Origin of the sequence: Pseudomonas sp. MAG002Y (genome assembly GCF_019400845.1) — a bacterium.
Lineage (GTDB): Bacteria > Pseudomonadota > Gammaproteobacteria > Pseudomonadales > Pseudomonadaceae > Chryseomonas > Chryseomonas luteola.
On record NZ_WOEJ01000009.1, the window covers coordinates 177,742 to 203,105 of the forward strand.

A 25,364-nucleotide genomic window follows, 5' to 3' on the forward strand; every position below is an offset into this window, starting at 1 on the left:
TCAGGCGAAGCCTTTTATATCTGTAGTGAATAACGGTTTCTGGTAGAGCATCGCACTGAGTCCTCCATCACATCTTGCCATGGGTTTGTGCTGAACCCTTGACGGAAGCTTTCAGTCGTATTCCTGAAATAGACATCCAATCGATGCTTTTCATGAAAAAAAGAGTGACTTCAGATCACTCCCCTTTACAACCGTGAGGCCTTTATGAATGCGACTCCTGCTCGCCAGCTTCGGCCCGACGCCGGTGCTGATACCCATACGATTTCCCTGATCATCAACGGTAAACAGCATGAGCTGGCCGTCGAGCCGTGGACGACATTGCTTGATCTGCTACGCGAACACCTGGACATGACCGGTACGAAGAAAGGATGCGACCATGGACAGTGTGGTGCCTGTACCGTGTTGGTCAACGGAACCCGCATCAACTCCTGCCTGAGTCTGGCCGTCATGCAGGACGGCGCTGAAATCACAACTATCGAAGGCCTGGCCAACGGCGATGAGTTACATCCCATGCAGGCAGCCTTCGTTGAGCAAGATGCCTTCCAGTGCGGTTATTGCACACCGGGGCAGATCTGTTCTGCCATTGGCATGATCAAGGAAGGCAAGGCGCAGACGCGTGATGAGATTCGTGAGCAAATGAGCGGAAACCTGTGCCGTTGCGGTGCTTACAACAACATTCTGGCGGCTATCGAGCAGGCCATGCCTGCCTGCAAGGGAGGGCCACGGGAATGAATCGCTTCAGTTATTCAAAACCCCAGCAAGTCACCGATGCCATCCAGCAGTTAAGTGACACGGGGCGGTTCATCGCCGGTGGGACCAACCTGCTCGACCTGATGAAGGAAAACGTGGCACGCCCCGACCAGCTGGTCGATATCAATGCGTTGCCCTTGCGCGAGATCGAAACGACGCAGGCCGGAGGCTTGCATATCGGGGCATTGGTCAAGAACTCGACGGTTGCCTACCATCCTGATGTCGAGCGGGTGTATCCCTTACTTTCTCAAGCCATTCTGGCGGGTGCCTCGGCCCAGCTGCGCAACATGGCGTCCACCGGGGGCAATCTGCTCCAGCGCACGCGTTGTTATTACTTCTATGATATCGGCACGCCCTGCAATAAGCGCGAGCCGGGCTCAGGCTGCGGGGCGCTCAATGGCCAGAACCGCATCCATGCCGTTCTGGGGCACAGCGATCAGTGTATCGCCGTCCATCCATCCGACATGGCCGTTGCGTTGGCTGCGTTGGAGGCCTCGGTTCATGTGTCAGGGCCTGAGGGTGACCGCGTGATTCCGATGAGCGAGTTTCACCGTTTGCCTGGTGATACACCGCATCTGGACACCAATCTGGGGCAGCATGAACTCATTACTGCTGTTGAGCTGCCTCCCAGAGGATTTGCCGAGAACTACGCCTACGTCAAGATCCGTGACCGAGCGTCCTATGCTTTTGCGCTTGTCTCGGTTGCAGCGGCGCTGGAACTCAACGGCGACAACGTAGGTACAGCCCGTATTGCCTTGGGAGGTGTGGCCCATAAACCCTGGCGTAAACCTGAGGCTGAAGCATTGCTGGCAGGCAAGCCGGCTACCGAAGAGAACTTTCGGGCAGCTGCAGAATTGCTCATGCAGGGAGCCCAGGGGTTCGAGCACAACAGCTTCAAGATCGAATTGGCCAAGCGCGCCATTGTGCGTGCCTTGAGCGAGGCTGCTTCAGGAGTAAATGCCAAATGACAGCTTATCTAGGAAAGGCCGTTTCTCGGGTCGATGGGCCACTCAAGGTAACTGGCAAAGCCCTTTATGCCGGTGAGTTCGGTACAGCCGACCTCTGCACCGGCTATGTCGTCAACAGCTCGGTAGCCAAGGGCCGCATCCTGAGCATCGATACCCAGGCAGCGCTCAATGTTCCGGGTGTTCTGGATGTCATTACCCATGAAAACCGTCCCGAGGTGGCATCGTATAACGAAAGCTACACCGATATGGACGCCGCAGATGGCAAGCACTTTCGTCCTCTCTATAACGACCGAGTCCTGTTCAACATGCAGCCGGTTGCGCTGGTGGTGGCAGAAAGCTTCGAAACTGCTCGCTATGCGGCTTCGCTGATTCGAGTGGATTACGAAGCCGAGCCGCATCAGGCTGACATCTACGCTCAGCGTGGCAATGCCCATAAGGCGCCTACGCCCATGCCGCCAGATCGCGGCGATGCCGATAGCGCCTGGGCGAGTGCACCAGTGAAGATCGAGGCGGAATACCATTCGGCCGCCGAGTTTCATAATCCGATGGAGATGCATGCCTCTACGGTCATTTACAACACGGATGGCAAGTTGACCGTCCATGACAAGACGCAGGGCGTACAGAACAGCGCTCAGTTCATTTCCAACATCTTCGGCCTGCCTGATGGAGATGTACGTGTCGTAACACCCTTTGTGGGTGGCGCCTTTGGTTCTGGTTTGCGTCCACAGTATCAACTGGTACTGGCGACCATGGCGGCGCTTAAGCTCAAGCGTTCCGTTCGTGTAGTGCTGTCCCGCGAGCAAATGTTCTCGTTCGGTCATCGCCCGGAAACCATCCAGCATTTCCGGCTGGCGTGTGATCAGGAAGGCAAGCTGGTTTCGACTATCCACGAAGTAGTAGGCGAGACTTCAAGCTTTGAGGACTTCACTGAGATGGTCGTGGTCTGGTCCGCTTCGCTCTATGGATGCCCCAATGTGCGGCTGGATTACAAGCTGGCTCCCCTTGACCTCTATACACCGCTGGATATGCGTGCACCGGGCGCTGTGCTAGGTGTCTATGGCCTTGAATCCGCGATGGACGAGCTGGCCTACGCGGCCAACATTGATCCATTGGAGTTTCGTATCCGCAACTTCACGGATGTCGATCCTGCCTCCAACAAGCCTTACTCAAGCAAGGAGTTGCTCGAATGCTACCGCCAGGGTGCCGAACGGTTTGGCTGGTCCAAGCGTAGTCACGAACCACGCTCAATGCGCGATGGCAAGCAGCTGGTAGGGTGGGGGATGGCAACCGGTGTCTGGGAGGCCATGCAGAATCCCGCCAGTGCCAAGGCAGTGATCAACATCGACGGTAGCTTGGTCGTCTCCAGCGCTACAGCTGATATCGGTACGGGTACCTATACCGTCATGACCCAGATCGCAGCGGAACTCTTCGGCCTGCCTCTGGAAAAGGTCACATTCAAATTGGGCGACTCGACTTTGCCCAAGGCGCCCCTGGAAGGTGGATCGTTTACCGTTTCTTCTGTTGGCTCCGCCGTTAAGCAGGCATGCGAAACCCTTCAACAGCAACTGCTCGATCAAGCCAAGGAAGAGGATCAATCGCCCTTCAGCAACCTTGAGTTGACCGACGTCGTTTTCGAAAATGGTGAAATTTGCATCAAGGCCGCACCTGCCGAGCGAATCAAGATCACCGATCTCTTGAAAAAGGGGGGGACGCCAAGCATGGAGGCTTCCGCCAGTGCCTCGCCTAAGAAGGAGCGGGACGATTACACAACGGCTACCCACTCTGCAGTGTTTGTGGAGGTCAAGGTTGACGAAGACTTCGGTACGATTCAGGTCAGCCGGATGGTCAGTGCCATTGCAGCGGGGCGCGTCTTGAGTCTCAAGCCAGGACGAAACCAGATCCTGGGCGGAATGGTCTGGGGGATTGGCATGGCCATGCAGGAAGAGGGGATGCTTGATAAGGATCTGGCTCGCTGGATGAACCACAACATTGCCGAATACCATTTTCCGGTAAACGCCGATGTGCATGATCTGGATGTCATCTTTGTCGAAGAGCACGACGAGATTGTCAATCCGCTCGGCGCAAAAGGGATAGGCGAGATCGGTATTGTAGGGGTTGCGGCGGCCATCGCCAACGCGGTTTATCACGCAACAGGCAAGCGTATTCGCGATCTACCAATTACCCTGGATAAGGTTTTCGAATAAAACGACTGATCAAAAAAGCCCGCCTCTGACAGGCGGGCTTTTTTATGGATACTGCTTTAAATCAACGCTGACTTTCTTCTTCGATCTGCGCTTTATACGCGACCGCATCGGCCTCGGAATGATAAATGCCGACTAAATGGCCTTCCTGGTGAACGTCCCAGACAGATAAACCCAGTGAACGGGCTTCTTGAGACATATGGTTTTCGTCGCGTTCAGTCACTGTAACGGTCATTGTCTTTCTCCTTGGTTAAAAGGGCACGCAAGGCAGCTAACAACTCGATCATTGATCAATCAGGAAAAGAGACCAAGCTGATTGTTTGCAATAATCTGTTACATTTATAGCGACAATATGTCGCAGGTTCAACAGGCGGCACGTTCTTTTGCAAAAACACAGGCAATAAAAAACGCGTCTTACCTCTCGATAAGACGCGTTTTTAGAGGTACCAGGCGATTTAGCCTTGCTGACCTTTTACCGGCTTGCCATCAACAGAGCCGTCTTCCAGCATGATCTGGTATTCCTTGCCATCGGTTTCCATCTGATACAGGCGGACCAGCAGGTAATCCCAGTTCTTCGCAAACCACAGTTCAGTCTTACGGTTGCTCTTGGTGGGATCTCGAACGCGCTCGACCTTGATGGCATCAACCAGACCCACCTTGGTGCGCACGCGCTCCTCGCCAATTACGCGAAAGTCGTAAGTATCGATCTCATCACCATCGACCACTTGGTAGCTCATGCTTTTCTTGCCGTCTGCCACATCATGCTGCAAGAGCAGCTGGTAAGTGGACTTGTCCACCAGACCACGGTCCAGCGGCAGGTTGACCGAGTCGCCTTTTTCAGTGCCGGTGACTTTCTTCGCGGTCCAGTCAAAGGTCAGCTTGCTTTCACGGCTTTTACCCAGGCCATGGCGTGAATAGCTATAGCTCGTGGGCAGGAACGTGTCGCCTTCATAGCGGAACGTACTGGCTTCGGTCAGGCCCGCCACCAGCATGGAGGCACTGAATTCAAGTTTCCAATTGCCATCCTGCTGTTTTGTCAGGTGCCGCTCAGCTGAGCCACTCATGGGCATCTGCTTCCAGTCGGCGGTGTAGCTGGCATCAAAGGGTTTAAGGTCGAACGCATGGGCGGGCAGGGCCAGCGCAAATGCGATCAGGCACAACAATCGTCGCATGGGATATTTCTCCTAGGATCGAATGACATGTCCGGTAGCCGGCAACGGCTGGGCATCCAGTTCAGCGCCTCGCTCAGTCAGCCGTAAGCGCCCTTGGGCGAACCAGCTGATAGCCAGAGGATAAATTACGTGTTCCTGTCCGTGAACGCGCTGGGCCAGGGTTTCCGCTGTGTCGCCAGGATGAATGGGAACGACGGCCTGTACAACAACCGGGCCGCCATCAAGCTCTTCCGTAACAAAGTGAACACTGCAGCCATGCTCCAGATCGCCTGCATCCAGCGCACGTTGATGCGTACGCAGACCGGTATAGCGTGGCAACAGGGAAGGGTGAATATTGAGCAGCCGGCCTCGGTAATGGGTCACGAAGCGCTCCGTCAGGATACGCATGAAGCCGGCCAGGACCAAGAGGTCCGGTTCAAAGCGATCAACCAGCTCGACGAGGGCAGCGTCGAACGCCTCCCGATCAGCGAACTGTGTATGGTCAAGAACCTGCGCCTCGATGCCCGCTTGGCGAGCACGCTCCAATCCGTAGGCATCCGCACGGTTGGAAACCACCGCGCGGATCTGGATGGGCGCCTCCGGGCTGGTCGAGGCATCGATCAGTGCCTGCAAGTTGCTACCGGCACCTGAGATCAATACCACGACATTACAATGTGCAGGCATCAATGCGTCTTCAGGTTGTTCAGTACAACGCGAGGAGCGCTTTCATCGCAGGCGGCGATCTGACCGATTACCCAAGGCTGTTCACCCGCATCGCGCAACGTGCTCAGCGCTTTATCAACGTGCTCCTGCGCGACGCAGATGACCATGCCAACACCGCAATTCAGCACGCGATGCATTTCTGTCTCGTCAACGTTGCCCTGCTGTTGCAGCCAGTCGAATACAGCCGGACGTGTCCAGCTCTCCACGTCGATGACTGCCTGCGCGTTTTCAGGCAGAACGCGCGGAATGTTTTCGAGCAGGCCGCCACCAGTAATGTGGGCCATCGCTTTCACGGCGCCGGTGTCCTTGATCAGCTTGAGCAGGGGTTTGACGTAGATACGCGTCGGCGCCATCAGAAGGTCGGTCAAAGGTTTGCCGTCGAGCTGGATGCTTTCGATATCCGCGCCTGCAACCTCGATGATCTTGCGGATCAGGGAGTAACCATTGGAGTGCGGGCCGGAGGAGGGCAGCGCGATCAGCGCATCGCCGGTCGCTACCTTGGAGCCGTCGATGATCTCGGCCTTTTCCACCACGCCTACGCAGAAACCAGCCAGATCGTAGTCTTCGCCCTCGTACATGCCGGGCATTTCGGCGGTCTCACCCCCTACCAGCGAGCATCCGGCCTGCTCACAGCCTTCGCCGATACCGGTCACTACCTGAGCCGCGACATCAACGTTCAGTTTGCCGGTGGCATAGTAGTCCAGGAAGAAGAGTGGCTCGGCGCCACAGACAACCAGGTCATTTACACACATAGCAACAAGGTCGATACCAATGCTGTCATGCTTTTTCAGATTCATTGCCAGACGAAGCTTGGTGCCGACACCGTCCGTACCTGAAACCAGAACCGGCTGCTTGTAACCGGCCGGGATTTCACAGAGGGCGCCAAAACCACCGAGGCCGCCCATGACTTCCGGGCGGGCAGTACGCTTGGCGACGCCTTTGATACGTTCAACCAGGGCTTCGCCTGCGTCGATATCCACTCCGGCGTCCTTGTAGCTCAACGAGGGTTGCTTGCTCATGAATCCAGGCCTTTTAAAAATGCTGCGAAACAGGCTATGCCGCGGGCACAGCTTTTGAGAGGCGGCGATTTTACCAGAAGCAATCGGGAAACGGCGCTTCCTGACGAGGCACTGTTGGTCATCGAATGGCCTTGTCAGGCTTATTCAGCTTTTATTCAGTCATAAAGGAGCCTTTTGGCATAAAGCGCGGTCTGATTTCACCGTGATGCTGCACATAACCTGCCCTCAGGCTTGCCGCCGGGCAGGGCGCCTTTTAAGGTATGCCTCTTCGTTCCTGCTTGCCGAGACTCTACATGCGTCGTTTTGCCTTTCTGCTTACGCTCTGCCTACCCTTGCTGAGCCAGTCTGCTTCAGCAGCCTTGGTGGAAGGCCTTTATCAGGTGCGCGAGCCCGTTGCCTCCCAGCAGCCCTCAGAGCGCGACGCTGCGCTGGGGCGTGCCCTGCAGGATCTGGTGGTTCGTTTGACTGGCGATGCGAATGCCGCTCAGAGCCCTGCCTTATCCGAGTCGGTAAAAAGCCCTCAGCAACTGATTACCCAGTACAGTTACGATGCCGGCCCGCCAGCCGTGCTGGTCGTCAATTTCGATCCTGCATCCGTCAACCGTACCCTAACGCAGGCGGGGCTGCCTATCTGGGGAGCCAATCGCCCCTCCGTGATGACGTGGTGGTTGAATGATTCTGATGGCGGTAGTGCCCTGGTGGGTGACAGCCAGCCAGCGGCAGCTCCTTTGCAAAGGGCCGCTCAGGACAGTGGCCTGCCGCTCGTCCTGCCCTTGGCAGACCTCAGTGAACAGCTGGTCGGTACTGCCGAAAATATTGATTCCGGTAAGCCAGACGCTCTGCGTGAGGCTTCCAAGCGTTATAGCAGTGATGTATTGCTGGCGGTTCATGCCAGGCAATCGGGTGGTTCCTGGCAGGCTCAATGGCGGATGTGGCAGGGGACCAATTCGGCACAGGGCAATGCGCAGGGAGCCGATCTGGATGCCCTGGCCAATACTATCATGCATGAGCTAAGTACACGTCTGGCCAAGCAGTTCATTACCAAGCCAGGTTCTACACAAGCACTGACACTAGTAGTGGGTGGGGCCAATTTCGAGCGCTACTCTCAGCTGCAAAAGCTGCTGGAACCCATGGGTGCTCGGTTGCTCAAGGCAGAGAATGGACAGCTTCGCTATCAGCTGACCGCTAACCCGGATCAACTTCATGCACAGTTAGGCCTGGCCGATCTGGAGCAATCTTCTGCACCGGTCGATGCCACCGCGCCCGTTGCGGCACCGGACACCCAAGCTGCACCAGGCGCTTCACAGCCGCCCGCACCTGCGCCAGCACAACAGGTACTCTATTATCGCTGGCATTGATCGGGTCCGCTAAAGAGAGACCTTACCGCAGGCCGATCATCAGACACTCCCAAGCCGCCTGGCCTTCGCCTGGCGGCTTTCTTTATGCACAAATTATTTAGCGAGAAACGAACATGACGACACGCCGCTGGTATGTCATTGGCGGGCTGGCCGTTTTGCTGTGGCTGCTGCACTCGGTGCAGCCTATTCTGTCTCCCTTTCTGATCAGCATGTTACTAGCCTACCTGGGTGATCCATTGGTAGATCGGCTGGAGCGGCTGGGGCTCTCCCGCACATTGGCTGTGCTTACGGTATATCTGGCCTTCCTGCTGGTTCTGCTGGGCATGCTGCTTGTCATCGTGCCCATGCTGGTCAGGCAGTTCATCCGTCTCTACGAGTTGATGCCTGCCATACTCGACTGGCTTCAGTTCACCGCATTGCCATGGATTCAGATCAAATTCGGTCTTGCAGACAGCTTCTGGCGCTTCGATCGTATCAAGGCGGTGCTAACCAGCCATCTGGATCGTACCGGTGATATCGTCGGTATCGTTCTTGCCCAGGCAACGTCTTCCAGTCTTGCTTTACTGGCCTGGATCGGAAACACGTTGTTGATCCCGGTCGTAAGCTTTTATCTGTTACGCGACTGGGATGTCATGGTTGGCAAGCTCAGGGGCCTGCTCCCGCGTCGACACGAAGGTTTGGTGGCTCGGCTGCTGGGTGACTGTCATGAGGTGCTGGGCGCCTTCCTGCGCGGGCAGTTGATGGTCATGCTTGGCCTTGGAATCATCTATGCCGGTGGGCTGATGCTGGTAGGGCTTGAGCTGGGCCTGTTGATTGGTCTGCTGGCGGGACTGGCCAGCATTGTCCCGTATATGGGATTTGCGGTTGGCATCACGGCAGCCATGGCTGCTGGATTCTTCCAGTTTGGCCTTGATTGGTATCCGCTGCTGGGCATTCTCGCGGTATTTGTCTTCGGACAAATGATCGAAGGCATGGTGCTGACACCGCTTCTGGTGGGTGATCGTATTGGCCTACATCCCGTTGCGGTCATCTTTGCCGTTCTGGCGGGTGGTCAACTGTTTGGTTTCAGCGGTATTCTTCTCGCATTACCCGTAGCCGCCGTCTTGATGGTTCTGCTGCGTCATATCCATGATTTGTATAAACTTTCCGACCTTTACTCCAAACCCGGTCGACCTGAATCCAGCGAGCCGCCAGACACGGCATGAAACCGATACAGTTACCCTTGGGTGTGCGTCTACGCGATGACGCTACCTTTGCCAATTATTATCCCGGCGCAAATGCGGCGGCGCTGGGTTATGTCGAGCGCCTATGCGAGCTGGACGCAGGTTGGGCTGAAAGCCTTATCTACCTCTGGGGAACGGAAGGCGCCGGGCGTAGCCATTTGATGCAGGCTGCCTGCCTGCGGTTTTATCAGATGGGTGAGCAAGCCGTTTATCTGCCAATGGCCGAGCTTTCCGGGTATGGAACCGCACTGTTTGAAAATCTCGAACAGTGCGAGCTGGTTTGCCTGGATGATCTGGATGCCCTGGCAGGCAAGCGAGAATGGGAAGAGGCGATGTTTCATCTCTTCAATCGTGTGCGGGATGCTGGAAAGCGGCTCTTGCTGTCTGGCTCCAAGCCTCCACGGTCATTGCCTATCAAGCTTCCGGATCTCAAATCACGGCTTACCATGGCATTGGTCTTCCAGCTTCAGCCGCTGTCTGATGAAGACAAGCTGCGCGCGCTGCAGCTGCGCGCCTCTCGACGGGGGCTGCATCTGAACGAAGAAGTGGGACGCTATATCCTGACGCGTGGTTCTCGGAGCATGAACTCCTTGTTCGATGTGCTGGAGCGCCTGGATCATGCCTCTCTGCAGGCCCGGCGCAAGCTCACCATTCCGTTCGTCAAGGAAATCATGGATTGGTGAGCCGCTACCTGTTTACGGCGCTGTAGCTAAGCACTTCAGCGGCGCGACTCCAGTTGCAGGGCTGTGGCTGCAAGGCGCTTGCCTAGCGCACGGCACAGCGTGATCTCATGTTCATCCAAGGCCCGCTTGCCATCGGTTCCGGCAAAGTGGCTGGCACCATAAGGTGTGCCGCCGCCTTTGGTTTCAAGCAGGGCGCTTTCGCTGTACGGCAATCCGGTTACCAGCATGCCGTGATGGAGCAGAGGCAGCAGCATGGAGAGCAGCGTGCTTTCCTGACCACCGTGCAGACTTGCAGTGGAAGTGAAGACCGCGGCCGGCTTTCCTACCAATTCGCCTGTCAGCCACAAGCTGTTCGTGCCATCCAAAAAGTACTTCAGCGCCGCCGCCATGTTGCCGTACCGCGTAGGGCTGCCCAAGGCCAGGCCGCTACAATGCCGCAGATCATCAAGGCTGGCATATAGCGCGCCTTCCTCTGGGATTTCTGGTGCGGTTGCTTCACATACTGTCGACACACTCGGAACGGTCCTGATACGTGCCTCCAGGCCACCCATTTCGACTCCGCGGGCAATCTGCTGAGCCATCTGGGCTGTAGCGCCATGTCGGCTGTAATAAAGCACCAGGATATAGGAAGCACTCATGGCAGTATCTCCAGAACCTTTTCTGGCGGACGGCCAATGACCGCCTTGTCGCCTACGATGAAAATGGGGCGTTCAATCAGTTTCGGATGACTCGCCATGGCTTCAATCAGTCTGTCTTCAGAAAGAGTTTCATCCGCCAGCCCTAGCGCTTTGTATTCCTCTTCGCCGGTACGCAGAAGCTGACGAGCCGGGATGCCCAGTTTAAGCAGAATACCCTTGAGGTCTGCGGCAGTAGGGGGCGTTTCAAGGTAGCGAACCACATGCAGGTCCAGCTTTGTTTCCTGCAGCAATTCGAGAGCGCTACGGGACTTGGAGCAACGAGGATTGTGGAAGAGTATCGATTCGCTCATTGAAAAGGTCGCATCGTTGTGGAGGTGACGGCTATTCTAACGGGCCTCCGGTGGTCTGAACGAGCATTGTGCCGGGTAATTGGATTCAAGACGATTCACGCATGGTTGAGGAAATAGAATGCGTCAGCGCCTGAGCGACACATTTGAATGGGGCCGTTTCCTGGTCAAACGCTTTCTTGGCGATCGAGCGCCCAACAACGCGGCGGCCTTGACCTACACCACCCTGTTTGCCGTTGTTCCCATCATGACGGTGACCTTTGCCATGCTCTCTGCCATTCCCGCCTTTCAGGGAACAGAAGAGCAGATTCAGATATTCATCTTCCATAACTTCGTCCCTTCGACCGGCGAGACCTTGGAGGAGCACCTGCGTGGATTTATCGAGCAGGCCCGCCACTTGACATGGCTAGGCGTCGCGCTGCTGGCAGTAACGTCCCTCACCATGCTGGTGACCATTGAAAAAACCTTCAATGACATCTGGCGGGTTTCCCAACCTCGTCGAGGCATGTCCAGTTTTCTCCTGTATTGGGCAATCCTCAGTCTGGGGCCTCTTTTGCTAGGCGCAGGCTTTGCGATCAGCACCTATATCGCGTCGCTGTCCATGATGTCAGGTCGGTATGCGGTCATGGGAACGGCCGTGCTGCTCAAGTTCATGCCGCTCCTCTTCAGCATGGCTGCCTTCACCTTGCTCTATGCCGCGGTACCAAACACGCGTGTTCCGCTCAAGCATGCATTGGTTGGGGGTATCTTTACGTCAGTGCTATTCGAAGCGGCCAAGTCACTGTTTGGCTTGTATGTCATGTTTTTTCCGGGTTACAAGCTGATCTATGGGGCTTTTGCGACCATTCCGCTTTTTCTGGTCTGGATTTACGTCTCCTGGCTGATCGTTCTTTTTGGCGCTGAGTTGGTGTGCAACCTTTCTTCCTCCAAGCAGTGGCGCCGACAGCCAATCCCTACGTTTCTTGTCTTGCTGGGCGTGCTTCGTTTCTTTCTGGATCGGCAACAGACAGGCGCCTCGCTCGATCTTGTCGAGCTCCAGAAAAGCGGCTGGAAGTTGCCTGAGGATCAATGGCAACCCATTCTGGACTTTCTCAAGAAAGAGAAACTGGTGTGCCACACCAGTAGTGGAAGATGGGTGCTCTGCCGGGATCTCAACACATTCACCCTGACGCAATTGATGGAAAAGAGCCCATGGCATCTACCAGAAATCGATCGTCTTCCTGAGGTCGAGCGCTGTACAGGTGACTGGTATCCTCCTCTGATTGAAGCGCTTAAACAGCTTCATGAGCAACGTGAGCAACTTCTGGGCGGCAGTCTCGCCAAGTGGCTGAAACCTGAAGCCAAACCAGTATCTTCCATGGAGTCAACATGATTACTAAAGCGTTACGTGGCGGCCTGCTTGCCGTCAGTTTCTTGTTGGCAGCCTGTACGCCGGATTACGGAAATGACCAGTATGGCCATAAAATCGATAACGCTCAGCTGGACGGGCGGTGGTTGGTCATTAATTATTGGGCAGAGTGGTGCGGACCCTGTCACAAGGAAATCCCCCAGCTCAATGCCTTGGCCAAAGCCAATGCTGAGATAAGGGTGCTAGGCGTTAACTACGATCACCAGCAGGACGATGCACTGCGTAAGAGTGCAGAAACGATGGGTATTCAATACGCCGTCTTCCAAAAGGATCCTGCCAAGCATTTCGATCTGCCGGTCAGCAACGTCCTGCCAGCCACCTATCTTGTTGACCCCCAAGGCCGTTTCAGGGAAAAGCTTGTAGGGGAGCAAACGGCTGCGGTCATACAGGCACGTATCGCTGAGCTGGAGAAGCAGTCACCATGAGCAGTCAGGCAAGGCATATCCACGTCGACGGACGGGTACAGGGCGTCCGTTATCGAGAAAGTGCCCGGGAAGAGGCAGAGCGCCTAGGTATCACAGGGTGGGTAAGAAACCTGGACGATGGGCGTGTCGAGATAAAATGTGAAGGCGAGCCAGAAGCGCTGGAGCAGTTTCTGGCATGGCTTCGTCATGGCCCCGCACAGGCGAATGTCAATCAAGTCCTGGTTCAGGATCATGCGCTATTGGGGCTTGGTAACTTTACAGTATGGCGCTAACAGCCATATAGATGCTTACTGGCTGATGGTCTTGGGTGTTCCGGTTGCTTTGGCTAATGCAGTGACAAACTCATTTTGCAGCTCCGGATCATTGTGGGTCAGCTCGATCAGGTTCTGTTCCAGTTCGCTGGATTCTTCCTCCAGGCCTAGTTCAGACAAGCGCTTTACACGATGAACCCAGCGAGTCACATCGTCCTCTTCAAGATCATCGTAAATAAGCTCATGGGCCTCCAGAAGTTTGCTACGCAGGCTGCGGCTTACCGTTAACGTGCGCTCGGCTTTGGTCTGGTCTTCAGGGTCGATAACCGTGATGTCCAGCTTGCCAGCGCCGCTGATATCATGACCTGCAAAAGGGTCTTCCAGCAGGTTCAGACGCAAAAAGCCGTTTTGGTCGGTCAGCAGCTCATGTCGAGCCTTGCCCGCCTTGACTTCAACGGGGCGCTCAGCCCAGGGAAGGCTGGTGTATTCGACGCGTTTATCGAGCTGCTTTTCATCAATGCTGGCTAGGTTCTGCTCGGAGCGCCCATTGGACGCCACGTTCATGAACGGGTTAAGGCCGTCCAGCCCATAGACAACCAGTCCATGTGTTGCGCTTTCAGGAAGACTGCCAAGAAGAGGCACATTGAGAATATTGGCGCCTATGCCTGCCACGAGTGTTACAGCTCCCAGCGGAACCTCATAAAGCTCCCGCCAGGGCTGGTAAGGCGTATACCGATCGTAATGACGTGTTACTTCAAAGTCAGTCACTTCATAACGATGTTGATCGAGTACCTTGATTCGTCGCTGTGGCAGTTCGAGCACTTCTTTTTCACCGGCATTGATCTGCAGGCTGTGTTCGATCAGTTTGCGATCGACACGCTCCTCATGCTCGCTGCGCTGCGGTAAATGATTGGCGCAACCAGAAAGCACCGTCACGCTGGCAAGCGTGACGGAAAGGAGAAAAAAAGGGCTTCTTACAGGCATGGCTTGGCTCAACGATTAATGCGTGCTTCCAAAAATGGCAGCAATTCATTGATCGGCACATTCTGGTTGTCCTGCTCGCGGCGTCCTTTGTACTCGTAAGTACCTTCAGCAAGGCCGCGATCACCTACTACGATCCGGTGAGGAATGCCGATCAACTCCATATCTGCAAATTTGACGCCGGGACTTGTCTTTTTGTCACGATCATCCAACAGGACTTCATAACCGGCAGCAGTTAGCGCCTGATACAGTTGATTCGTTACTTCCCGTACGCGCTCGTTTTCATATTTCAGAGGAACCAGCGCAATGTGGAAGGGAGTAAGCGCATCGGGCCATAGGATGCCGCGTTCATCATGATTCTGCTCGATGGCTGCCGCGACGACACGAGACACGCCGATGCCATAGCAGCCCATAGTGAGCTTGACGGGCTTTCCTTGTTCGCTCAGGACGGTCAGGTTCATTGCTTCACTGTACTTGGTGCCAAGCTGGAAAATATGACCGACCTCGATGCCGCGTTTGATGACCAGGTTGCCCTTGCCGTCGGGGCTGGGATCGCCTGCCACCACATTGCGCAGATCAGCGACCTCAGGCAGCGGCAGGTCACGCTCCCAGTTCACTCCAAAATAGTGTTTGTCATCAATATTTGCACCTGCTGCGAAGTCGCTCATCATGGCAACCGAGCGATCGATGACGCAAGGCATCGGAAGGTTCAGCGGGCCTAGGGAGCCAGGGCCTGCGCCAATGGCTGCACGAACTTCCGCCTCAGTAGCAAATTCGAGAGGGGAGGCAACAAGTTCGAGGTTGGAGGCCTTGATTTCGTTTAGCTCATGATCGCCACGAATGATGAGCGCAACGAGCGTGCCTTCTTCTGCGCCATGTACGATCAATGTCTTGATCGTCTTCTCAATCGGCAGATTGAAGTTCTCTACCAGTGCCGCGATAGTTTTAGTGTCTGGTGTATCAACCAAGCGAAGCTCTTCAATAGCCGCGCCGCGTGAAGTTTCACGGGGTAGCGCTTCAGCCTTTTCAATGTTGGCTGCGTAATCGGAGCTGTCACTGAAAACGATATCGTCTTCGCCGGAGCTGGCCAGTACATGGAATTCATGGGAGCCGCTGCCGCCAATGGAGCCGTTATCAGCTTGAACAGGACGGAAGTTCAACCCGAGTCGAGTGAATACGTTGCAGTAGGCCTGATACATCCGATCATAGGTTTCCTGCAGCGATTCCTGGGTCATATGGAAGGAGTAGGCATCCTTCATGACGAATTCACGCCCACGCATCAGGCCAAAGCGAGGACGAATCTCATCGCGAAACTTGGTCTGGATTTGGTACATGTTGATCGGAAGCTGCTTATAGCTGTTGAGCTCGTTGCGCGCCAGATCTGTAATCACTTCCTCATGGGTTGGGCCTACGCAAAAGTCGCGCTCATGACGATCCTTGAGGCGGAGCAGTTCGGGGCCATATTGTTCCCAGCGGCCTGATTCCTGCCACAGCTCGGCGGGCTGAATGGCTGGCATGAGTACTTCCAGAGCGCCGGCCGCATTCATCTCTTCGCGTACAACAGTCTCGACCTTGCGTAATACACGCAGGCCCAGTGGCAGCCAGGTATAGAGGCCGGACGCCAGCTTGCGGATCATGCCGGCGCGTAGCAGGAGTTGATGACTGATGACAGTGGCATCAGAAGGCGTTTCTTTCAGGGTAGAGAGAAGATACTGACTAGTACGCATGAGGGCAGGTCTTTTCTGATCAGCGAAAACTGCATTGTACGGTGGGCTTTCTTAGCCGTACAGGCGAGAGGGGCAAGCACTAGAGAGAAGTGGGTGTGACGGGAAAAGTAAAATGCCCGGCATGGCCGGGCATTTTAGGTATTACTAATGAGTTCTGTATTACAGAATGCTCAGCGGGTACTCCACCATCAGGCGGAACTGGTTGGTATCACCGTCAGCATAATCGCTGTTGCCACGATGGAAGGCCTGACGCGCACGGATGGAAAGATCTTTAGCGGGGCCGCTTTGAACAACATATTTGGCTTCCAGATCCCACTCGTGGTGCTTACCATCTTCCCCGTACTGGCCTGCGTAGGCGGAGCCGTTGCCAGTATTGGTGCCATCAGCATCATAACCTTTGGCATAACGAGTCATAAAGCTCAGGCCGGGAACGCCATAGGATGCCATGTTGATATCATAGCGAGCCTGCCAAGATTTTTCGCCAGGGCCGTTGAAGTCAGAAACATGAATCGAGTTTGCCAGGAAAATCGAGTCACCGCCGCTGTTCTCTTCGCCAACACCTACATAGTCAAATGGAGTGTCACCATGGACTTTTTGATAGGCTAGAGTGAATGTATGAGCGCCTAGTGAATAGGCGGCAGCCAATGACCATGTGGTGTTGTTAATAGCGCCGGCGTCAGCGCGACCTTCATCCAGGGTTCGATAGATATTGAAGTCAAACGTCAGCGCCTGTTGATCGCTTAGCGGAAGAGCATAGTTTACGTTACCGTAATACTGGCGCCAGATATCTTCAAATTCAGAACCATACAGGCTGAGGGTTAGCCCGTCAGCTAAATCATAGCTGCCGCCAAGATAGTCGACGCTATTAGCATCAAGACCTGTATAAGCCGTTCTTAGAGGCTCACGGTTGCTTTGTCCTCGAGGACCTGTACCTGAAGTAAAGTGTCCCGCTTCAAGCTTAAGACCTTCGATTTCACTGCTCAGCAGGTTAAAGCCTGTGGCTGTTTGCGGGAAAATCCTAGAGCCGCCGATAGCAAATACCGGAGCGGTCGGTGCCATCTGGCCATATTTCAATACGGTGTTGGATACACGCAGCTTAACCGCCCCGCCTACGTGCTCCCAATCGTCAGGCGATTTACCGTCGTCGTGAACCGGAACGTTACCTGCACCACCAAAGCGCTTGTCGAGTTTCAAACCAATATTGGCGAAGAGATCGACACCAAAGCCGACTGTACCCTGTGTAAAGCCAGATTGGAAGTTGGTCAAAAGTGCATGTGACCAGTCACGGCCATCACCCGCGCCGTTCTTGCCGTCATGATTGAAGTAGTAGTTGCGGTTGGTCAGCGTCAGGCTGCTGTCTTCAATAAAGCCTTTGGATTCTGACTGCTGACTGGCGAATGCCATCTGGGTCGTCCCTGCCGCTACGGCGAGGGCGATGACGCTCCACTTCATCACTTGCATTATGATTGCTCCTTTGGATTGAAATATCAGTCATCGTTAAACGTGACTGGTTGTTCTTGTTGGTGCCAACTTATAGCACTCTAGTGTCAGGCTTGAAAGTTCCCATCGAGTTTTTATGGGCGCTTTCTATAATTTTTTAGAATCAGAAAGATGCCTTATCAACCTCATCCGGATTGATAAGAGTTCCCCCTGATAAGATGCTCGAACGCTAAGCAAAGAGTGTGCACAAAGTGCCATCAGCACGTTATCGGGTAGATAATCAATGACTTGCACTCGGTACATGCACACTTTTGAGGCGCGCTCTTTCAGATGAAAGGCGTAGCTGAACTGCTTTGGTGCAAGGGCGTCAATGTCCGTCCCGTTTTTAGTTAGGAAGGTAACTATGTTTGATCTTGATGAGCGCCTTGGGGCGGATACTGTAGAGGTAAGCGATTTACCGTTGTGCAAGTTGCTTTTAATGAAGGATGCCAACTATCCATGGCTGATACTTGTTCCCCGGCGATCCAATATCAGCGAAGTATTTGAGTTGTCGTTAGAGGATCAGATGCAACTGACGAAGGAATCGTCATACGTTGCACAGCGTTTAAAAGACTACACCCAGGCGGCAAAGATAAATGTCGCCACATTGGGAAACATAGTTAAGCAACTTCATATTCATGTAGTGGCTCGTTTTGAAGAGGATTTAGCGTGGCCGGGTCCTGTATGGGGTAAAGGACCTGCAAAAGCCTATAGTAAAAGCGAACTTGAAAAATGCCTGAGTGACCTCAAGTCCCTTTTTGCCGAAAAGTGGGAGGGTGATAAGCATGACGGTTGAAGAACGAATCAACGAGTTGGAAATGCGACAAGCGTTTCAGGATGATCTGATCCAGACCTTGAACGATATTATTGTCGAGCAGCAGAGAGTGCTGGATCGAATGAAGCTGCAGATCGAAGAGCTTGCGAGAAGGCAGGCTGAAATCGCGGTTTCGCAAGGAGCGGTCGAGGACGATGCTCCGCCACCTCATTATTGATGTTGATAAAGGCGGCTCCCAAAGGAGCCGCCTTTGAGCGGGTCAACGTGCAAACGATACTGTCACGTCTTCTGCCTGAAGCCCCTTGTCACGCTGAATAACGGAAAACTCGACACGCTGGCCCTCTACCAGGACGCGATGACCTTCGCCCCGAATAGCTCGAAAGTGAACGAAAATATCGTCCCCCTGATCGCGTGAAATGAACCCGAATCCCTTCGAGGTGTTGAACCACTTTACAGTGCCTATTTCACGGCCCTCTGCAGGAAGTGCATCCTGTACGTTGTGTCGTGTCTTCCTGTGCTTGTTGTAGCTGCCTGTCTTGGACGATTTAAAGGCTGCAAACAGCTTGACCAGCGTTGCAATCATTGCAATCGGCAGGCTGATGCTGACCAGGGGCGGTAGGCCAGGAAAGGCATCAGGAACCAAGAGTTCCAGGGCTTGAAGGCATGCAGCTGCTATCAGCAGCGTTGAGGTGATGGTTTGCGTAGCTCCCTTATTTTTGCTGCTGACGGAAGGGGTCGTAATCAGCAAGAGAAGACCAAGAAAAGCCATGTGCAAGGCTTCATGATGATGAAAAAAGCTGGGTTTATCTGCTTGTAGAGAGGAAACCACGGCTATCGAAAGTGCAATCGCACCAGACGCGATGTGAACAAGTGTAAGCGTATTCAATGATGTCACCTTGGAGAAATAGCAAGTCGATCGCTGTTGTTGCCTGAAACGCGTGGCTATGAATGATCGACCTATGCGCAGATACGCACAGCGTTATTTAACCGTAAAGGTGAAGGCTACTCAATCAATGGCCCGATGATGCCATCAGAATGAGAGGGAAAATGAAAAAGCCCGGCGTCTGCCGGGCTTCTATCAGTTGGCCAGAAGGCTGCGTAGCATCCAGGCTGTCTTCTCATGCGTTTGCATACGTTGAGTCAGCAGGTCGGCTGTCGGCTCGTCGCTGACCTTATCTACAATCGGGAAAATTCCACGAGCGGTACGAACGACTGCTTCCTGGCCTTGTACGAGCAGGCGAATCATCTCCTGCGCCTCTGGAATGCCTTCCTCTTCCTTGATACTGGACAGCTTGGCATAGGCCGAATAGGTGCCTGGTGCAGCGAATCCCAATGCGCGGATGCGCTCGGCAATATCATCAACTGCGGTAGCCAGTTCGGTGTACTGGGTTTCGAACATGGTATGCAGGGTGTTGAACATCGGCCCTGTCACGTTCCAGTGAAAGTTATGGGTCTTCAGATACAGCGTGTAGGTATCTGCAAGCAGACGAGAAAGCCCATCTGCAATGACCGCACGATCTTGTTCAGCAATTCCGATATTGATTTCCATACCGCTCTCCTTTGGCAGTGATGTTTATTTGAAACGGAGCCTAACACAGGCCCTTGGAAATGGAATGTTCGCAAGCACCGGTCAAGGAGGGCCTGATCGCTTGGGTTCTATAAAAGTCAGTCTAGGCTCTTAAAAGGCAGCCGGCTTGTCATAGGTCGGCTGCGTCAGGCTTGGTAATTGTTATAGAATCGCCCACTGACCAAGAGAAACCAGATGGGAATACAGTCTTTGGCTGGCTTTACGTTGCAGCAGTTCTGCGAGACGTGCCTGTGAATGATGCTTGCTCCCCATCTCTTAATTCCGGACTCAAGAGAAGCGAAACACAACCATGATGCGCAGCCATTATTGCGGCCAATTGAACGAGAGCCTGGACGGCCAGGAAATCACCCTTTGCGGCTGGGTTCACCGCCGTCGCGACCATGGAGGCGTTATCTTCCTGGATATACGCGACCGTGAAGGTCTCGCTCAGGTCGTGTTCGACCCGGATCGGGCAGAGACGTTTGCCAAGGCCGACCGTGTACGCAGTGAATATGTCGTCAAGGTAACGGGTAAGGTCCGTTTGCGTCCTGCGGGTGCGGTCAACCCGAATATGGCCTCAGGAGCTATCGAGGTGCTGGGTTATGACCTTGAAGTGCTGAACCAGGCCGAGACGCCGCCGTTCCCGCTGGACGAATATTCCGATGTGGGCGAAGAAACACGCCTGCGCTACCGTTTCATTGATTTGCGCCGCCCCGAGATGGCTGCCAAGCTCAAGCTGCGTTCGCGCATAACTTCCAGCATTCGCCGTTATCTGGACGAGCAGGGCTTCATGGATGTGGAAACGCCTATCCTGACCCGTGCGACACCCGAGGGCGCTCGTGACTATCTGGTGCCTAGCCGTACCCATCCTGGCAGCTTTTTTGCTCTGCCGCAGTCACCTCAGCTGTTCAAGCAGCTGTTGATGGTGGCGGGCTTTGATCGCTATTACCAAATTGCCAAGTGCTTCCGCGACGAAGACCTGCGTGCAGACCGTCAGCCCGAATTTACCCAGATTGACATCGAGACCAGCTTCCTCGATGAGAAAGACATCATGGGTATCACCGAGGGCATGATCCGTTCCTTGTTCAAGGAAGTGCTGGATCTAGAGTTCGGCGAGTTCCCGCACATGACCTTCGAGGAGGCCATGCGCCGTTATGGTTCAGACAAGCCGGACCTGCGCATTCCGCTGGAGCTGGTGGATGTAGCTGATCTGCTCAAGGATGTCGATTTCAAGGTGTTTGCCGGCCCGGCTAACGATCCCAAGTGCCGTGTAACTGCACTGCGCGTACCGGGTGGTGCCAGCATGCCCCGTAAGCAGATCGATGATTACACCAAGTATGTGGGTATCTTTGGCGCTAAGGGCCTGGCCTATATCAAGGTCAACAACCGCGCCCAGGGTGTTGAAGGCTTGCAGTCACCTATCGTCAAAAACATTGCTGAGCCGAACCTCAACGCCATTCTTGATCGCGTGGGTGCGGTAGACGGCGATATCGTCTTCTTTGGCGCAGACAAGGCCAAGATCGTCAGTGATGCGTTGGGCGGTCTGCGTATCAAGCTGGGGCACGATCTGAACCTGCTGACCTGTGAGTGGGCGCCGCTCTGGGTCGTTGACTTCCCGATGTTCGAAGAAAACGATGATGGCAGTTTCTCTGCACTGCATCACCCCTTCACATCGCCCAAGTGCACACCGGAAGAGCTCGAGGCGAGTCCGGCGAATGCATTGTCTCGCGCCTATGACATGGTCCTCAACGGCACCGAGCTGGGTGGTGGTTCCATCCGTATCCACCGCAAGGAAATGCAGCAGGCTGTGTTCCGCTTGCTGGGCATTGACGCGGCGGAACAGGAAGAGAAGTTCGGCTTCCTGCTCGACGCACTCAAGTTTGGCGCGCCACCGCACGGTGGTTTGGCCTTCGGCCTGGATCGTCTGGTAATGCTGATGACCGGCGCGCAGTCTATTCGTGAAGTTATTGCCTTCCCGAAAACCCAGAGCGCTGCCGATGTCATGACTCAGGCACCTGGCGCAGTGGATGCCAAGGCGTTGCGCGAGCTGCACATTCGTTTGCGTGAGCAGCCAAAAGCTGAGTAATTGATCAACCGGGCAGCCGCAAGGTTGCCCTTTGTCAAAAAGTGATTTGGAGTTCGTTATGGCGGGTCATTCCAAATGGGCCAACATTAAGCACCGCAAAGAGCGACAGGACGCCAAGAAGGGTAAGATCTTTACCAAGATCATCCGTGAGCTGACCGTAGCTGCCCGTCAGGGTGGTGGCGTTCCGGCGGATAACCCGCGTCTTCGCCTGGCAGTGGATAAAGCGCTTACTGCCAATATGACACGTGACACCATCGATCGCGCCATTGCACGAGGGGCAGGCGCCAACGAAGGGGATAACGTTGAAGAGCTGACCTATGAGGGCTATGCCCCGAGTGGTGTCGCCTTGATCGTAGAGGCCATGACGGATAACCGCAACCGTACGGCCGCTGAGGTGCGTCATGCCTTTAGCAAGTGTGGCGGTAACCTGGGTACTGATGGCTCGGTAGCGTACATGTTCGAGCGCAAGGGACAGATCAGCTTTGCACCGGGCGTCGACGAAGATGCACTCATGGAAGCGGCGCTTGAAGCAGGTGCTGATGATGTAGTCACCAATGATGATGGGTCTGTTGACGTCTTTACCTCATTTAGCGACTTTATTGCCGTAAACGAGGCATTGACGGAAGCTGGCTTCAAATCCGAAGCTGCCGAGATTTCCATGATTCCGTCTACTACAACGCCGCTGGATCTGGATACGGCCCAGAAAGTGCTCAAGCTTATCGATATGCTGGAGGATCTGGATGATGTCCAGAATGTGTACTCCAATGCGGAAATTCCAGATGATGTCATGGCGCAGCTAGGCTAAAGGGCCTGATACCCCTATAGTGTCAGCGCGCAACAGGGGTGGCTGCTACTGGAAAGGTACAGGCCTCCTTAAAGCAGTCACCTTTCTCCCGCCTGGTCTGGGAAGGATATAGAGATGACCCTGGTACTAGGCATTGACCCTGGCTCGCGAATCACTGGATTCGGCGTAATCCGGGACACGGGTAAAGGGTGCGAATACGTAGCCTCTGGCTGTATTCGTACAGGTAATGGCCCTTTGTATGAGCGTTTGCAAATCGTCTACAGAGGGGTGCGGGAAGTCATTGGGCTTTATGAGCCAGTCACCATGGGCATTGAACAGGTATTCATGGCGCGCAATGCCGATTCTGCTTTAAAGCTGGGACAAGCTCGAGGTGCGGCCATTGTGGCCTGTGCCGAAGCGGGGCTTGAAATAGCTGAATACACAGCTACCCAGGTCAAACAAGCCATCGTGGGCTCAGGTGCTGCCGATAAGCAACAGGTCATGATGATGGTCATGCACTTGTTGAAACTAAAGGAGAAGCCCCAGATAGATGCTTCCGATGCCCTCGGGATTGCTATTTGTCATGCGCATACGCGGCAAAGTCTGACCCCTCATGGGCTTCTAGGGGCTCGCCGGCGCGGTGGTCGCCTGCGTCTTTAATAGGTATTTCTGTGATTGGACGTCTCCACGGTTCTCTGGCTGAAAAACAGCCGCCGCATGTAATCATCGATGTCAATGGCGTGGGCTACGAGCTGGAAGTCCCCATGACAACGTTGTATCGCCTTCCGTCGTTGGGTGAGCCAGTTACCTTGCATACGCATCTGGTCGTGCGTGAGGATGCTCATCTGCTTTACGGCTTTTTTGAAAAGCGCGAGCGAGAACTCTTCCGTGAGTTGATTCGCTTGAATGGAGTAGGGCCAAAGCTGGCGCTGGCGCTGATGTCTGGCTTTGAGGTGGACGAGCTGGTGCGCTGCGTACAGGCCCAGGATGCGTCTGCGCTGGTCAAGATTCCCGGCGTCGGCAAAAAGACGGCTGAACGTCTGCTGGTCGAGCTCAAGGATCGCTTTAAGGCATGGGAAAGCCTTCCGTCTATCGCACCGCTCATGATGGAAACGGCTGCCGGCAAGCCTGTCGTAACAGCTGAAACTGATGCGGTCAGTGCGTTAGTGTCGCTCGGATTCAAGCCGCAGGAAGCCAGTCGTGCAGTATCTGCCATCGCTGAAGAAGGCCTCAGCAGTGAAGACCTTATTCGTCGTGCCCTTAAAGGCATGGTGTAACCATGATTGAACCGGATCGTTTGATTTCTGCCGCGGGCCGAGATCGTGAAGAACAGCAGGATCGTGCTATCCGTCCTCTGAGACTGACCGAGTACATTGGTCAGCCGGTCGTGCGCGAGCAGATGAGTCTTTTCATTCAGGCGGCAAAGGGGCGGGGCGAGGCACTAGACCATACGCTTATTTTCGGGCCGCCAGGGCTAGGCAAAACCACGCTCGCCAATATCATTGCCGAGGAAATGGGTGTTGCCATCAAAAGCACATCTGGGCCGGTAATTGAGCGGCCAGGAGATCTTGCTGCTCTGCTGACTAGTCTCGAGGCTGGAGACGTTCTTTTCGTAGACGAAATCCATCGCCTTTCGCCGGTTGTAGAAGAGGTCCTCTATCCAGCGATGGAGGACTATCAGCTCGATATTATGATCGGCGAAGGCCCTGCCGCGCGATCAATCAAGCTGGATTTGCCACCGTTTACATTGGTGGGAGCCACTACGCGTGCCGGAATGCTGACGAACCCATTAAGGGACCGATTCGGAATTATTCAGCGGCTTGAGTTTTATAGCGTAGAGGACCTTGCCAGCATCGTTACGCGTTCTGCCAAAATCCTGAATCTGATAATTGAGGCCGAAGGCGCTGTGGAAATCGCTCGCCGTGCCCGCGGTACTCCTCGTATTGCGAACCGGTTGTTAAGACGTGTACGCGATTTTGCAGAGGTGAGAGGGCAGGGACGAATCAGTCATACGATTGCAAGCCAGGCTCTGGATCTGCTGGATGTGGATGCACGCGGCTTTGATCACCTGGACCGAAGACTTCTACTGACGCTCATCGACAAGTTCGACGGCGGGCCGGTAGGGGTAGATAGTCTGGCTGCTGCAATCAGTGAGGAGCGTCACACCATTGAAGATGTCTTGGAACCGTATTTGATTCAGCAGGGCTATATCATGCGTACGCCAAGGGGTCGGATGGTAACCCGCCATGCTTATCTTCACTTTGGTTTGAACGTGCCCAAGCGTATGGGGCCAGGAACCGTGCCTGATCTTTTTGAGGAAGATAATAATTAATTGCAACTGCAAGTATTTCTGATTGGCAAATTGAAGGCTTGGTTCTAGAGTATGCGCGCGCAACATGTGACTCAGCCGTATTCGCTGCGGTGTCGAGTGTATTACGAAGACACCGACGCAGGAGGCATCGTCTACTACGTCAACTATCTCAAATTCATGGAACGTGCTCGTACCGAACGGTTGCGGGCGTTAGGCTTTGTTCAATCTCGCCTGGCGGAAGAAAACATCCTATTTGTCGTGCATTCATGTGAGGCACGTTACCATGCACCGGCTCGGTTGGATGACGAGTTGGAGGTCAGCGCTCGGGTTATTGAACTGAACCGGGCCAGCCTGCGCTTTCATCAGCAGGTGACTCGGCGAGACGATGGTGTTCTGTTATGCGAAGGGTATGTGACGGTTGCGTGTGTACGTTCAGACAACTTCAGGCCCAGGGCCATTCCTGAGGCCATGCGAACAGTATTCGCGAGCGATTCGGACTCAATTTAAGC

General features: G+C 54.5%; 28 protein-coding genes. 17 read left to right on the plus strand and 11 right to left on the minus strand.

Features of this window, described 5'->3' with window-relative positions:
• The first annotated feature begins 204 nt into the window (after positions 1-204).
• From GM154_RS14835 to GM154_RS14845, 3 genes are read left to right on the plus strand one after another with little or no spacing between them, the layout of a single operon-like run.
• A complete protein-coding gene (locus GM154_RS14835) occupies positions 205-732 on the plus strand; it encodes a (2Fe-2S)-binding protein (protein WP_010795210.1) in 528 nt (175 codons plus the stop codon).
• On the plus strand, positions 729-1,718 hold the full coding sequence (locus GM154_RS14840) for a xanthine dehydrogenase family protein subunit M (RefSeq protein WP_219652631.1): 990 nt from the start codon (positions 729-731) through the stop codon (positions 1,716-1,718). The genes GM154_RS14835 and GM154_RS14840 overlap by 4 nt, the downstream gene beginning before the upstream one ends.
• On the plus strand, positions 1,715-3,922 hold the full coding sequence (locus GM154_RS14845) for a xanthine dehydrogenase family protein molybdopterin-binding subunit (protein ID WP_219652632.1): 2,208 nt from the start codon (positions 1,715-1,717) through the stop codon (positions 3,920-3,922). Before GM154_RS14840 ends, GM154_RS14845 begins: the two co-directional genes overlap by 4 nt.
• A gap of 61 nt (positions 3,923-3,983) precedes the next feature.
• Here GM154_RS14845 and GM154_RS14850 read toward each other — a convergent pair whose 3' ends face one another.
• The 4 genes from GM154_RS14850 to purM form a co-directional block, all read right to left on the minus strand.
• Positions 3,984-4,154, minus strand: a complete 171-nt coding sequence (locus tag GM154_RS14850) for a hypothetical protein (RefSeq protein ID WP_019366332.1) — start codon at positions 4,152-4,154, stop codon at positions 3,984-3,986.
• 220 nt (positions 4,155-4,374) lie between these two features.
• On the minus strand, positions 4,375-5,091 hold the full coding sequence (locus GM154_RS14855) for a DUF3108 domain-containing protein (RefSeq protein ID WP_010795206.1): 717 nt from the start codon (positions 5,089-5,091) through the stop codon (positions 4,375-4,377).
• Positions 5,092-5,103: 12 nt separating this feature from the next.
• Positions 5,104-5,754, minus strand: coding sequence for a phosphoribosylglycinamide formyltransferase (gene purN / locus GM154_RS14860; protein ID WP_219652633.1), 651 nt, complete (start codon positions 5,752-5,754; stop codon positions 5,104-5,106).
• A complete protein-coding gene (gene purM / locus GM154_RS14865) occupies positions 5,754-6,812 on the minus strand; it encodes a phosphoribosylformylglycinamidine cyclo-ligase (RefSeq protein ID WP_019366330.1) in 1,059 nt (352 codons plus the stop codon). The genes purN and purM overlap by 1 nt, the downstream gene beginning before the upstream one ends.
• A gap of 293 nt (positions 6,813-7,105) precedes the next feature.
• On the opposite strand from purM, the gene GM154_RS14870 reads away from it, so the two are divergent.
• From GM154_RS14870 to hda, 3 genes are all read left to right on the plus strand, one after another.
• Positions 7,106-8,170 (plus strand): DUF2066 domain-containing protein, encoded by a 1,065-nt coding sequence (locus tag GM154_RS14870; protein WP_219652634.1) that lies wholly within the window; start codon positions 7,106-7,108, stop codon positions 8,168-8,170.
• Positions 8,171-8,283: 113 nt separating this feature from the next.
• A complete protein-coding gene (locus GM154_RS14875) occupies positions 8,284-9,375 on the plus strand; it encodes an AI-2E family transporter (RefSeq protein WP_074824598.1) in 1,092 nt (363 codons plus the stop codon).
• On the plus strand, positions 9,372-10,076 hold the full coding sequence (gene hda, locus GM154_RS14880; protein WP_010795201.1) for a DnaA regulatory inactivator Hda: 705 nt from the start codon (positions 9,372-9,374) through the stop codon (positions 10,074-10,076). The genes GM154_RS14875 and hda overlap by 4 nt, the downstream gene beginning before the upstream one ends.
• A 35-nt stretch (positions 10,077-10,111) precedes the next feature.
• On the opposite strand, the gene wrbA is transcribed toward hda, so the two are convergent.
• Positions 10,112-10,714, minus strand: a complete 603-nt coding sequence (gene wrbA / locus GM154_RS14885; protein WP_197871052.1) for an NAD(P)H:quinone oxidoreductase — start codon at positions 10,712-10,714, stop codon at positions 10,112-10,114.
• The gene (gene arsC / locus GM154_RS14890) at positions 10,711-11,064 is read right to left on the minus strand and encodes an arsenate reductase (glutaredoxin) (RefSeq protein ID WP_150346916.1); all 354 of its coding nucleotides are present in this window, start codon (positions 11,062-11,064) and stop codon (positions 10,711-10,713) included. Before arsC ends, wrbA begins: the two co-directional genes overlap by 4 nt.
• 118 nt (positions 11,065-11,182) lie before the next feature.
• On the opposite strand from arsC, the gene GM154_RS14895 reads away from it, so the two are divergent.
• Genes GM154_RS14895 through GM154_RS14905 form a run of 3 tightly spaced genes read left to right on the plus strand, consistent with a single transcriptional unit; the run spans position 11,183 to position 13,166 of the window.
• Positions 11,183-12,433: a YihY family inner membrane protein gene (locus GM154_RS14895; protein WP_219652635.1), complete on the plus strand. Its 1,251-nt coding sequence runs from the start codon at positions 11,183-11,185 to the stop codon at positions 12,431-12,433.
• A complete protein-coding gene (locus GM154_RS14900; RefSeq protein WP_010795197.1) occupies positions 12,430-12,894 on the plus strand; it encodes a TlpA disulfide reductase family protein in 465 nt (154 codons plus the stop codon). The genes GM154_RS14895 and GM154_RS14900 overlap by 4 nt, the downstream gene beginning before the upstream one ends.
• On the plus strand, positions 12,891-13,166 hold the full coding sequence (locus tag GM154_RS14905) for an acylphosphatase (RefSeq protein ID WP_074824588.1): 276 nt from the start codon (positions 12,891-12,893) through the stop codon (positions 13,164-13,166). Before GM154_RS14900 ends, GM154_RS14905 begins: the two co-directional genes overlap by 4 nt.
• Before the next feature lie 15 nt (positions 13,167-13,181).
• Here the strand turns inward: GM154_RS14905 and GM154_RS14910 are convergent, their stop codons facing one another.
• The 3 genes from GM154_RS14910 to GM154_RS14920 form a co-directional block, all read right to left on the minus strand.
• Positions 13,182-14,129 (minus strand): hypothetical protein, encoded by a 948-nt coding sequence (locus tag GM154_RS14910; protein ID WP_219652636.1) that lies wholly within the window; start codon positions 14,127-14,129, stop codon positions 13,182-13,184.
• A gap of 8 nt (positions 14,130-14,137) precedes the next feature.
• Positions 14,138-15,853, minus strand: a complete 1,716-nt coding sequence (locus GM154_RS14915) for a proline--tRNA ligase (RefSeq protein ID WP_219652637.1) — start codon at positions 15,851-15,853, stop codon at positions 14,138-14,140.
• A 159-nt stretch (positions 15,854-16,012) separates the two neighbouring features.
• Positions 16,013-17,314, minus strand: coding sequence for an OprD family porin (locus GM154_RS14920; protein ID WP_219652638.1), 1,302 nt, complete (start codon positions 17,312-17,314; stop codon positions 16,013-16,015).
• Between the two features lie 382 nt (positions 17,315-17,696).
• Here GM154_RS14920 and GM154_RS14925 point away from each other — a divergent pair, with 382 nt between their 5' ends.
• Together GM154_RS14925 and GM154_RS14930 are read left to right on the plus strand one after the other, a co-directional pair.
• Complete coding sequence (locus GM154_RS14925; protein WP_219652639.1) at positions 17,697-18,128, plus strand: HIT domain-containing protein; 432 nt, start codon at positions 17,697-17,699, stop codon at positions 18,126-18,128.
• Positions 18,118-18,324 carry a SlyX family protein gene (locus GM154_RS14930; protein WP_010795191.1) on the plus strand — a complete coding sequence of 69 codons (207 nt, stop codon included), beginning with the start codon at positions 18,118-18,120 and terminating at the stop codon, positions 18,322-18,324. Before GM154_RS14925 ends, GM154_RS14930 begins: the two co-directional genes overlap by 11 nt.
• Before the next feature lie 42 nt (positions 18,325-18,366).
• Here GM154_RS14930 and GM154_RS25990 read toward each other — a convergent pair whose 3' ends face one another.
• Positions 18,367-18,993, minus strand: coding sequence for a cold shock domain-containing protein membrane protein (locus GM154_RS25990; protein WP_374940321.1), 627 nt, complete (start codon positions 18,991-18,993; stop codon positions 18,367-18,369).
• Positions 18,994-19,185: 192 nt separating this feature from the next.
• A complete protein-coding gene (locus GM154_RS14940) occupies positions 19,186-19,656 on the minus strand; it encodes a Dps family protein (RefSeq protein WP_219652640.1) in 471 nt (156 codons plus the stop codon).
• Between the two features lie 328 nt (positions 19,657-19,984).
• Here GM154_RS14940 and aspS point away from each other — a divergent pair, with 328 nt between their 5' ends.
• The 6 genes from aspS to ybgC all read left to right on the plus strand — a co-directional run bounded on the left by aspS (position 19,985) and on the right by ybgC (position 25,362).
• Positions 19,985-21,760, plus strand: a complete 1,776-nt coding sequence (aspS, locus tag GM154_RS14945) for an aspartate--tRNA ligase (protein WP_219652641.1) — start codon at positions 19,985-19,987, stop codon at positions 21,758-21,760.
• Between the two features lie 58 nt (positions 21,761-21,818).
• A complete protein-coding gene (locus GM154_RS14950) occupies positions 21,819-22,565 on the plus strand; it encodes a YebC/PmpR family DNA-binding transcriptional regulator (protein ID WP_010795187.1) in 747 nt (248 codons plus the stop codon).
• A 114-nt stretch (positions 22,566-22,679) separates the two neighbouring features.
• Positions 22,680-23,204 (plus strand): crossover junction endodeoxyribonuclease RuvC, encoded by a 525-nt coding sequence (gene ruvC, locus GM154_RS14955; RefSeq protein ID WP_010795186.1) that lies wholly within the window; start codon positions 22,680-22,682, stop codon positions 23,202-23,204.
• Between the two features lie 11 nt (positions 23,205-23,215).
• Positions 23,216-23,821, plus strand: coding sequence for a Holliday junction branch migration protein RuvA (ruvA, locus tag GM154_RS14960; protein WP_219652642.1), 606 nt, complete (start codon positions 23,216-23,218; stop codon positions 23,819-23,821).
• A gap of 2 nt (positions 23,822-23,823) precedes the next feature.
• Positions 23,824-24,876, plus strand: a complete 1,053-nt coding sequence (gene ruvB, locus GM154_RS14965) for a Holliday junction branch migration DNA helicase RuvB (RefSeq protein ID WP_219652643.1) — start codon at positions 23,824-23,826, stop codon at positions 24,874-24,876.
• Between the two features lie 51 nt (positions 24,877-24,927).
• Positions 24,928-25,362: a tol-pal system-associated acyl-CoA thioesterase gene (gene ybgC / locus GM154_RS14970; protein ID WP_010795183.1), complete on the plus strand. Its 435-nt coding sequence runs from the start codon at positions 24,928-24,930 to the stop codon at positions 25,360-25,362.
• Positions 25,363-25,364 lie beyond the last annotated feature (2 nt).